Below are 9,965 nucleotides of genomic sequence, written 5' to 3'. Positions count from 1 at the left end.
CCCCCCCCCCCCCCCCCCCCCCCCCCCCCCCCCCCCCCCCCCCCCCCCCGGCCCCCCCCCCCCCCCCCCACAAAAACCCGGGGGGGGGGGGGCCCCCCCCCCCCCCCCCCCCCCCCCCCCGCCCACCCCATTCTCGCCTCGAAAGGCACTCGGACCGACCTCCGGCCGCTAGCCGGCCTGGACGTCCTTGACCAGTTCGTTCACCGAGCCAAAGAGCGGGTGGTCGGCAGCCAGCCCGGTGATCTTCGCGGTGGCCTCTTCACTGGAATTCGCTGCGAGGATGCCGGCCATTTCGGCGGCCTCGGTGTCTTCCGGGTCGCTGAACCGCAGCGCGGCACCCATCGCCTCGAGCAGCGCCACCGGCTTGATGCCGCTTTCGGCCAGCTCGGCGGCCGGGCCGATGAACCGCTCGTGCCGGCTGAGCTTGCGCAGCGGCGCCCGGCCCACGCGCACCACGGTGTCCGGCAGGTACTCGTTGGAGAACCTGGCCAGGATCTTCTGCACGTAGGCCTCTTGGTCGGCCTCGGCAAAGCCATGCTTGGACACCAACAGCGACTTGGTTTCGGCCAGCACCGCGGCAACCTTGGCAAAGACCCGCGGGTCGGCCATGGCCTCGGAGATCTTCTCCAGCCCCGCGGCATGCCCCAGGTATGCCGTCGAAGCGTGACCCGTGTTGACCGTGAACAGCTTGCGTTCGATGTACGGGCCCAGGTCCTCCACAAACGTCGCCCCGGCGATCAGCGGAACAGCGTCCCCGAACGGGGTCTTGTCGATGACCCACTCGAAGAAGGTTTCCACCGTGACGTCCAGGCCCTGGCCTGGCGCCTGGTTCGGGACGATGCGATCCACCGCGGTGTTCGCGAAGATGGCCTTGGCTCCCACGGCCGGCGCGTCGGAGGCGCCGTCAGCCAGCACCGCGGCTTCAAGGATGTCGGTGGCGTTGATGGCGTTCTCGCATGCCATCACCTGCAGTGGAGCCAGTGCGCTGTCGCGCTTGGCGATTCCGGCGGCAACCAGCGGTGCCACGAACTTCAGGATGTGCGGCCCCACGGCGGTGGTGACCATGTCCGCCGTCGCGATCTCCGCGATGACCCGATCGGTTTGGGTGGAGGAGTTCAGCGCGCGGAAGTTGTCGACCCGGCGCACCTGCGGATCCTGCCCCACCTCGTGCACGTCATAGCTCTCGGCCGCATCCAGCGCGGTGATCAGCGCGTCTGCCACATCGGCAAACACGATCTCGTAGCCTGCCTGGTGCAGCAGCAGTCCGACGAATCCGCGGCCGATGTTCCCGGCCCCAAAATGTACTACCTTCACGATGCGTTGACCTTTCCGAAGATGTCGAGGATTTCCTCACGCGTGGTGGCCGCTTCCAGCCGCGCCACCTGTGCCTTGTCGGTGAAAACCCGGGCGATCGAGGCCAGGATCGCCAGGTGCTCGTTGTTCACCCCGGCGATGCCGACCACGAACTTGACCTCCTTGCCGTTCCAGTCGATGCCCTCCGGGTAGCGGATGATGGACACCGCGGAGCTGGCGATGTTTCCCTTGGCCTCATTCGTGCCGTGCGGGATGGCCAGGAAGTTGCCCATGTAGGTGGACACGGTGGCCTCGCGGGTGTGCATCGAAGCCACATATTCCTGGTTCACCGCCCCGCGGGCCAGCAAAAGCGCGCCGGCCTCGTCGATGGCCGTGTCGCGCGTTGCGGCGCTGCCGGACAAGATGATGCTTTCACTCGCCAGGACCTCGGGACGTGCCGGGGCCGCGGCGTCCTGCTCGGAAGCAGCCGGTTTCGCCGCGTGCCGGGCGGTGGCTGCCGGCGCCTCGCCGGCTTGCGCACCCTCGGTTGCCGCCGGCGCACCCACGCTCACGGCGTCCTGGGGCTCCGCGTTGCGGGACTTGACGAGTTCGAGGATCTCCTCGTAGCGAGGGCTGTTCATGAAGTTGTCCACCGAGACGTGCACGGCGCTGGCCGTCACAGGTGCTGCACGTGCGGCCAGGTCCTGATGGGTCACCACGATGTCGTAGGTGTCGGAAAGGTTTGCGATGGCGGAGTTGGTGACCTTTACCTCGGCCAGCCCCTCCTTCTTGAACATGTTGCGCAGCACCGAGGCGCCCATGGCGCTCGATCCCATGCCGGCGTCGCAGGCGAAGACCACGTTGCGGACCGGGCCGTTGCCCGTCTCGCCGGCAAACGCGAAACCAACCGAGCTCTTCTTGCCCTTCATGGCTTCCATCTTGGCTGCGGCCTCGCCGAGTCCGTCGCCCTCGGGGGCCTTGGAGATCTTCAGCAGGAAGGAACCGATCAGGAACGAGACGACGGTGGCGGCCACCACCGCGAGGGTGACGCCCAGGTAGCTGTCCGAAGAGGTCATCGCGAACACGGCGAAGATGCTGCCCGGTGCCGCCGGGGCGCGCAGACCGGCGCCGGTGAGCACCAGCATGAAGATGCCGCTCATGCCGCCGCCGATCGCTGCGAGGATCATGACGGGCTTCATGAGGATGTACGGGAAGTAGATCTCGTGGATGCCGCCGACAAACTGGATCAGTGCGGCGCCGGGGGCCGAGGCCTTGGCCAGCCCCTTGCCGAAGATCGAGTACGCCAACAGGATGCCGAAGCCCGGGCCGGGGTTGGCCTCGAGCAGGAAGAGAAGTGACTTGCCCTGCTCGAGGGCCTGCTCGGTGCCCAGCGGGGTGAGGATGCCGTGGTTGATGGCGTTGTTCAGGAACAGGACCTTGGCCGGTTCGATGAAGATGCTGGTCAGCGGCAGCAAGCCGTTGTTGACCAAGAACTGCACGACGGCGCCGGCGCCGTTGGAGAAGGCAATGACCAGCGGATTGATCAGCAGCATGCCGAAGATCGCCATGATCGCCCCGACAATGCCGGAGGAGAAGTTGTCGATGAGCATCTCGAAGCCGGGCTTGACCCGTCCCTCCCACACGCCGTCGAGCTTCTTCATGACGAGTGCGGAGAGCGGACCCATGATCATCGCGCCGATGAACATCGGGATGTCGGCGCCGACGATGACGCCCATGGTCGCGATCGCGCCGATGACGCCGCCGCGCACCCCGTGGATCATCTTGCCGCCGGTGTAGCCGATCAGCAGCGGCAACAGGTAGGTGATCATCGGGCCCACCAGCGAGCCAAGTTGCTCGTTGGGGAAGAACCCGTCGGGAATGAACAGCGCGGTGATCAAACCCCAGGCGATGAACGCCCCGATGTTGGGCATGATCATCCCCGAGAGGAAGGTGCCGAACTTCTGCACCCTGACCCGCAGGCCGGCCCGGGGGGCGGCCTCAGTTGGTGTTGCCATGATTTTTCCTAATCGTTTGTCCTGCGGCGTCGCAGGTAATAGGCGGACAATTCTGGACGGTTACGACGTCTTGGAAATGCGGTGCAGCCACTCGAGGAACATCTTCATTTCGGTGTTGGACAGTTGCTGCGGGTTGGAGGACTCCAGGGCAGCGTTCAACGCAATGGCCGCCACGACGACCGAGGAGGTCTCCACCGGGGAAGCGGAGTCGGTGATGCCGGCCTTCGAGGACACCGCAGTGATCACTGCATCGCGGGTCATGTCGGAGAGCTCGAAGTTCCGCTCGGCGGCCGGCTCGGCGATGAGCATCAATGTGACCCCGATGTTCGCCGCCAGGATGCTGCGCACCGCGTCCGCGGGGGCCACATTAAGGTGGCCCGCCTCCGCTGCCCGATCCAGCTTGTCCCGCAGCAAGGCCTCGGCCTCGGCCAGCCGGTTGGACCGGTTTCCGGGGCGCACGTTGCCGAACATCACCAGGTACATATGCGGCTGCTCCATGCCGAAGCGCACGTGCTGGTCCCACATGCGCCGCACGTCGTCGAGGGGTTTTCCGGTGGCGACAAGGCCCGTTTCACTGGCGACGTATTGGTCGAAACCCACGGCAACAACCGCGTCGAACAGTCCTTCCTTGTCCCCGAAGTGGTGGTACAGCGTCGGCGCCGTGACCCCCGCCAGCTCGGTGATTTTCCGGGTCGAGACAGGAGCCCCGTCCGAATTCGCCAAAAGTTCGACGGCGGCCTGAAGCAGCCTTTCCCTTGGCGGAAGCTGGAAGTCTAAACTCATGACTGCTACCCTAGCACCTATAACATTGCTATATGAAGAGGATCACACACCGGGATTATGCTCGAGTCCAGGCGTGATTCCCGGCTGCATCGCGCAATCGCCACCCCAAGCAACCAAGAGCATCCCAGCGGATCGAGGAACATAAGTGCTGAACTTCTCAGGAGTGGGCGTCACGCCCGGACGCGTCATCGGAGCCATCAGGCATATGCCCCCGGCGCTGACCGAACCGCCTGCAGGGGAAAAGCTGAACGGCTCGATGTCCGCGGAACAGGCAGTCGCAGCGCTCAAGGACGCCGCCGTGCGCGTCCAAGCTGAATTGCGCACCCGCGCAACCGGCGCCAGCCCCGAGGCCAAGGCCGTGCTCGAGGCCACCGCCTTGATGGCCACCGACTCGATGCTGCTCAAGGGCGCCAACAAGATGATCAACGGCGGGCTTTCCGCCGAACGCAGCATCTGGGAATCCGGCGAAACCGTCGCCCAGATGCTCATCACCCTCGGCGGCTACATGGCCGAACGCGCCACCGACGTGCTGGACGTGCGCGCCCGCATCGTCGCCGAATTGCGCGGGGTCCCCGCCCCGGGCATCCCGGACTCCGCGACCCCCTTCATTCTCGTCGCCGAGGACCTCGCCCCCGCCGACACCGCAACCCTGGACCCGGCGAAGGTCATCGCCCTGCTGACCACCGGCGGAGGACCGCAGTCGCACACCGCCATCATCGCCCGGGACCTGGGCCTGACCGCGGTGGTTGCCGCCCCGGGACTCGATGCCCTGGAAACGGGAACCGAGGTCTTCGTCGACGGTGCCGCCGGAACGATTTCCACCGAACCCGGCGATACCGAACGCCAGGCGGTCGCCACATGGCTGAAGAACGCTGCGCTGCTCTCGGTCTTCGACGGCAACGGCGTGATGGCCGATGGGCACCTGGTCCCGTTGCTGGCCAATGTCGGCGGTGGCAAGGACGCCGTGAAGGCAGCCGCTGCCGGCGCCCAGGGCGTGGGCCTGCTGCGCACCGAATTCTGCTTCCTGGGCCGCGACACCGAGCCCTCCATCGAGGAACAGGTCGCCGAATACAAGGCCGTCTTCGACGCGTTCGCGGGCAGGAAGGTCGTGGTGCGCACGCTGGACGCCGGCGCCGACAAGCCGCTGCCGTTCCTCACCGACGCTTCCGAGCCCAACCCCGCACTGGGTGTTCGCGGCTACCGCACCGACACCACCTCCCCGGGCGTGCTGGCCCGCCAGCTCTCCGCCGTCGCCACCGCGGCTGCCGCTTCCGGCGCCGAGGTGTGGGTCATGGCACCGATGGTTTCCACGCCTTCCGAGGCAGCCGACTTCGCCGCCATGTGCGCCGCGGCCGGACTGGCAACCCCCGGGGTGATGGTCGAGGTTCCCTCGGCCGCGCTCAGCGCCGAGGCCATTCTTTCCAAGGTCTCCTTTGCCTCCCTGGGCACCAACGACCTGACGCAATACACCATGGCAGCGGACCGGCAGCTGGGCCCGCTCGCCGCACTGAACAACCCGTGGCAGCCGGCGGTGCTTCGGCTGATCGATGTGACCGTCGCCGGCTCCCGGGCCGAGGGCAACAACAAGCCCGTCGGCGTCTGCGGCGAGGCAGCGGCGGACCCGGCGCTGGCAGTGGTGCTCATCGGCCTGGGCGTCTCGACCCTGTCAATGTCCCCCAGGTCGCTGGCCTCGGTTGCCGCGGTGCTCAAGACCGTCACCCTTCAGCGCGCCGGCGAATTGGCGCAGCTGGCCCTGGCCGCCCCGAGCGCCGAGGCCGCACGCGCCGCGGTGCGCGAACAATTGCCGGAGCTCACCGAGCTGGGCCTGTAACCCGCTCCCCTGCCGCACCGTAGGATTATTCCTGCCCCGTCCGCTTCACACCCCCCTCGAAAAACAGGAGAACCCCCAACATGTCCGAACGTCTTGCCACCATCGCCAGCGCCTCCGGCCTGCATGCCCGCCCCGCAGCCCTCTTCGCCGAGGCCGCCGGAGCCCTCGACATCGAGGTCACCATCGCGGCCAAGGACGCGCCGGAGGACGAGGCCATGGACGCCTCGAGCATCCTCTCGCTGATGACCCTGGGCGCGGCCAAGGGCGACGAAGTGGTGCTGCGCGCCACCGGCGACGGCGCCGACGAGGCATTGGATTCCCTGGTGGCACTGCTGGAAACGGACCTGGACGCCGTCTAGCCGCCCCCCTCACCCAAGCACCAACGCCGATGGCGTGGAACGCGCATTGATTGCCGCGCTCCACGCCATCGGCGCTTAATCCTGCTGTCTGCCCGCGCTTCCTAGACGCTCGCGCCGGCCACCCTTGTCTCGGCCCCAGCCGACGTAGCCGAGGCGGCCGACGCGGCCAGCAGCCGGGCAAATGCGCCGCCCGATGCCCGCAATTCCGCCGGGCGTCCGCGCTCGGTGATCTCCCCGGCATCGAGCACCACCAGCTGGTCGGCGTTCTCCACGGTCGAGAGGCGGTGGGCGATCATCAGCGTGGTGCGCCCGGCGGCCAGCCGGTCAAGGGCCTCCTGCACCAGCGCCTCGGTGTTGTTGTCCAGCGCGCTGGTGGCCTCGTCGAGCACCAGCACCCTTGGGTTGCGCAGGATGGTCCGGGCGATGGCCAGGCGCTGCTGCTCGCCTCCGGAGAAGCGGTGGCCGCGCGCGCCGACCAGCGTGCCAAGGCCCTCCGGCAACCCGGCAACGAGGTCGGCGATCTGCGCGCCGGCCAGCGCCTTCCACAGGGCCGCGTCGTCGGCGTCCGGGTCGGCCAGCAGCAGGTTCTCGCGGATCGAGGCATGGATGAGGTAGGTCTCCTGGGAGACCACGCCCACGATTCGCGCCAGGGTCTCCGGTGCCATCTCGCGCACGTCGACGCCGTCGATGGTGATCCTCCCGGCACTGGGGTCATGCAGCCGCGGCAGCAGCGCACCGAGCGTGGACTTGCCCGAACCAGTGGGTCCGACGATCGCGGTGGCGGTGCCGGGGGCCAGTTCCAGGTCGATCCCGCGCAGCACCGCCGGCCCGGCACCGTAGGTGAAGGACACGCCCTCGAAGCGCACCCGCCCTGCCGCCTGCTCCGGATCGAAGCACGCGGGGTTTCCCGGCGCCTTGAGCTCCGGGTCCATGTCCAGGTATTCGAAGATGCGGCTGAACAGCGCCATCGCGGTGACCCACTGGACCCCGACGTTCAGCAGCCCCATGATGGGCCTGAAAATCGCGCCCTGCAGCGCCGTGAACGCGACCAGCGTGCCGATGGTCATCCCGCCACTGGTCGCAGGGAATCCGGCCGCAAGGTAGATGAGGGCGGGAATCGCCGCGAAGACGATGCCCATGGTGGCCATGCGCCAGCGACCGGCAAGCTGGCTGCGCAGCTCCAGGTCGACCAGGCGGTGCGAGGAGGCGGAGAAGCGGGCCACGTCGCGCCCGGTGGTGCCCAGGGTCTTGGCCAGCCGGATGCCGGAGACCGAGAGCCCCTCCTCGATCTGCGTGTACATGCCCGCGAGTTCCTGCTGGCGTGCGGTGGTGATGTCCCGGCGCATCAGCGCCACCTTGCGCGAAAGCCAGATGGCCGGGGGCAGCACGATGAGCGAGAGCAGGCTCATCCGCCAGGAGAGTGCCGCCATCGCTATGGCGGTGGCCACCGCCGTGGTCAAGTTGGAGGCCACCGAGGTGGCAGTGGAGGTGACGACCGACTGCATGCCGGCAATGTCGTTGGTCAGCCGCGACTGCACCTCCCCGCCGCGGGTGCGGGTGAAGAATCCCAGCGACTGGGCCTGCAGGTGGGTGAAGAGCCGGGTCCGCAGCGTGTGCATGACCTTCTGGCCCATCTTCGTGGCCATCCAGGTCTGCACCACGCCGATGGCCGCGGTCGCCGCGGCGACGGCCACCAGCCCGCCGGCAAGCCAGGCGAGCAACACGGTGTTTTGCTGTGGCAGCGCGTCGTCGATGATGGCGCGGATCAGGAACGGCTGGGCCAGCCCGATGACCGAGGCCGCCGAGATCAGCAGCACCACGATGGCGATGGCGAGCTTGTGAGGGGCGAACAGGGCGGCGATCCGGGAGGGCTTCACCGGATGGAGCCTGACCTGCTTGAGGTCGGCCGGGTTCAGGCGGGCGACGGGGCCGCCGGGTCCTCCCCCGCGGCCGGTGCCGGACGGGGCGTGCGGCTTGTTGGCGGAGGGGCCCGTTCGGGCCGCGCCGGAAGAGATTCTCGATTCCGACATGTGCACCACCTTTCGTGGTGGTTGTGGGTGCGTGATTCGCACCGCGTCACCGTTGAGGTTACCTCACTATGTGGTTACTGGTCAAATTTGTTGTAGTCTGGGGAGCATGCCATTCAGCAGCAATTCCGCACCTCCCGGGGACCTGTCCGAGCTTTTCCACCGCGCCTGGCGCTCGCTGCGCCAGACCTGGTCGGCCAGGCTGGCCCCGTTCGAGCTGACCCCGCACCAGTCCCGCGCCATGCGGTCCCTGGCCCAGCACGGCAATTCCTCCGACCCTGCCTCCGGGGCGGGCATGCGGCTGAAGGAGATCGCCGAGCGACTGCGCATCGCCCCGCGTTCGGCCACCGAGGTCATCGACCAGTTGGAGGCCAAGCAGCTGGTGATCCGGCGCCCGGACCCGCTGGACCGCCGTGCCACGCTGGTGAGCCTGACCGAGGAAGGGATGGGACTGAGCGAGCGCGTGCGGGCAGCAAGGCGCCTGCACACCGAGGAGTATTTCGGTCGCCTCGATGCCCAGGAACGCGCGGAGCTCGCCCGGATCCTGGAGAAGCTCTCCGGCACCCCCGAGCGTTAGGAACCGGGACCCGACGCCGCGGCTAGCCCTCGGACTTGCCGCGGCGCCAGTAGCCCATGAAGGCCACCTGCTTGCGGTCCATGCCGGCATCGCGCACCAGGTAGCGGCGCATCTCCTTGATCACGCCCGCCTCCCCGGCCAGCCAGGCATAGAACGGCTGGGTGGAAACCGTGGCGGTCTCCCACAGGATCTGCTCGTCCACGTCGACGTCCTCGGGGTCGGCCCCGGTCATCACGGCGCCGGCGGCGGGAATCGCCACGATGTCGCGCACCGCGGCGGCCAGCAGTTCGCCGTGCGGGTGGGATCCGCGCGGCAGCCACTGCACGGACACGCCCGAACGGGTCGAGGATCCCTGGATGTCGCCGGTATCGGGGACCTCGATCAGCGCATGTCCGGTGACCCCTGCGGGCAGGGCCTCCAGGATCGAGCAGATGGCCGGGGCGGCGGTCTCGTCGCCGGCCAGCAGGACGCGCTTGGCCGCCCCGCGGCGGAACTCGATGCCGCCGTAGTTTTCGTCGCACAGCCCCGAGTTGGGTCCCAGCAGCAACATGGAGTCCCCGACCTTTGCCTGCGCTGCCCACACCGTGGCGGGCCCGCCGACGAGCTTGCCGCCCTCGGTGCGCAGGTGCAGCACGAAGTCGATGTCGATTTCCGCGAACTCGCCGCGATTGTCCCGGTGCCCGGCCGGGCGCAGCGCCCGCACGGTGTAGGTGCGCATGTCGCCCCGGGTTTCGGCCGGCAGCGCCAGCCAGCGGCGGTACCAGCCGCCGGCGTCCTCGGCGTTGAGCCAGGCACCCGGGCGCAGGGAATCGAAGTGGCCGGCCGTTTCCGGGGCCGCGGCACCCGGCTGCGGCGTCGGCGGGATCATGAGCTTGATGCGCAGATCCAGCGGGACGTCCCCGGCACCGAAGTGCGCAAGGTCGGCGCCGGAGAGCGTGATCCGGCGGTAGTTGTCGCTGAGCTCGTGGATGGCCAGGACCCGGGTGGAGAAGGCCAGCATTTCGCTGATCTCCTCGGCGCGCTGCAGCCCGTCGGCGCGGGCCGCCTCGGATGCCTCCGTGGGGGGCCCCGCCCGGGGGG

Annotated in this window: 8 protein-coding genes; 3 read left to right on the top strand and 5 right to left on the bottom strand. The window is 68.4% G+C overall.

Annotated features, from left to right (window positions below):
- Window positions 1-168 precede the first annotated feature (168 nt).
- Genes ACIPUB_RS19755 through ACIPUB_RS19745 form a run of 3 tightly spaced genes read right to left on the bottom strand, consistent with a single transcriptional unit; the run spans window position 169 to window position 4,091 of the window.
- Window positions 169-1,314, bottom strand: a complete 1,146-nt coding sequence (locus ACIPUB_RS19755; protein WP_407608942.1) for a mannitol-1-phosphate 5-dehydrogenase — start codon at window positions 1,312-1,314, stop codon at window positions 169-171.
- The gene (locus tag ACIPUB_RS19750) at window positions 1,311-3,308 is read right to left on the bottom strand and encodes a PTS mannitol transporter subunit IICBA (protein WP_407608941.1); all 1,998 of its coding nucleotides are present in this window, start codon (window positions 3,306-3,308) and stop codon (window positions 1,311-1,313) included. The genes ACIPUB_RS19755 and ACIPUB_RS19750 overlap by 4 nt, the downstream gene beginning before the upstream one ends.
- A 60-nt stretch (window positions 3,309-3,368) precedes the next feature.
- Window positions 3,369-4,091 carry a TetR/AcrR family transcriptional regulator gene (locus ACIPUB_RS19745; protein ID WP_407608940.1) on the bottom strand — a complete coding sequence of 241 codons (723 nt, stop codon included), beginning with the start codon at window positions 4,089-4,091 and terminating at the stop codon, window positions 3,369-3,371.
- A 145-nt stretch (window positions 4,092-4,236) separates the two neighbouring features.
- Here ACIPUB_RS19745 and ACIPUB_RS19740 point away from each other — a divergent pair, with 145 nt between their 5' ends.
- Window positions 4,237-5,922 (top strand): putative PEP-binding protein, encoded by a 1,686-nt coding sequence (locus tag ACIPUB_RS19740; RefSeq protein WP_407608939.1) that lies wholly within the window; start codon window positions 4,237-4,239, stop codon window positions 5,920-5,922.
- An 80-nt stretch (window positions 5,923-6,002) separates the two neighbouring features.
- Window positions 6,003-6,281: an HPr family phosphocarrier protein gene (locus tag ACIPUB_RS19735; protein WP_302264744.1), complete on the top strand. Its 279-nt coding sequence runs from the start codon at window positions 6,003-6,005 to the stop codon at window positions 6,279-6,281.
- A gap of 101 nt (window positions 6,282-6,382) precedes the next feature.
- On the opposite strand, the gene ACIPUB_RS19730 is transcribed toward ACIPUB_RS19735, so the two are convergent.
- Window positions 6,383-8,311 (bottom strand): ABC transporter ATP-binding protein, encoded by a 1,929-nt coding sequence (locus ACIPUB_RS19730; protein WP_407608938.1) that lies wholly within the window; start codon window positions 8,309-8,311, stop codon window positions 6,383-6,385.
- Between the two features lie 106 nt (window positions 8,312-8,417).
- On the opposite strand from ACIPUB_RS19730, the gene ACIPUB_RS19725 reads away from it, so the two are divergent.
- Window positions 8,418-8,885, top strand: coding sequence for a MarR family winged helix-turn-helix transcriptional regulator (locus ACIPUB_RS19725; RefSeq protein ID WP_407608937.1), 468 nt, complete (start codon window positions 8,418-8,420; stop codon window positions 8,883-8,885).
- A 22-nt stretch (window positions 8,886-8,907) separates the two neighbouring features.
- Here ACIPUB_RS19725 and ACIPUB_RS19720 read toward each other — a convergent pair.
- Window positions 8,908-9,965, bottom strand: a 1,058-nt coding sequence (locus tag ACIPUB_RS19720) for a siderophore-interacting protein (protein ID WP_407608936.1), incomplete at its 5' end; no start/stop codon positions are given.

The organism is Paeniglutamicibacter sp. ORCA_105, from assembly GCF_045798545.1.
Lineage (GTDB): Bacteria > Actinomycetota > Actinomycetes > Actinomycetales > Micrococcaceae > Paeniglutamicibacter > Paeniglutamicibacter sulfureus.
This window is presented reverse-complemented; position numbering and strand designations above follow the sequence as displayed.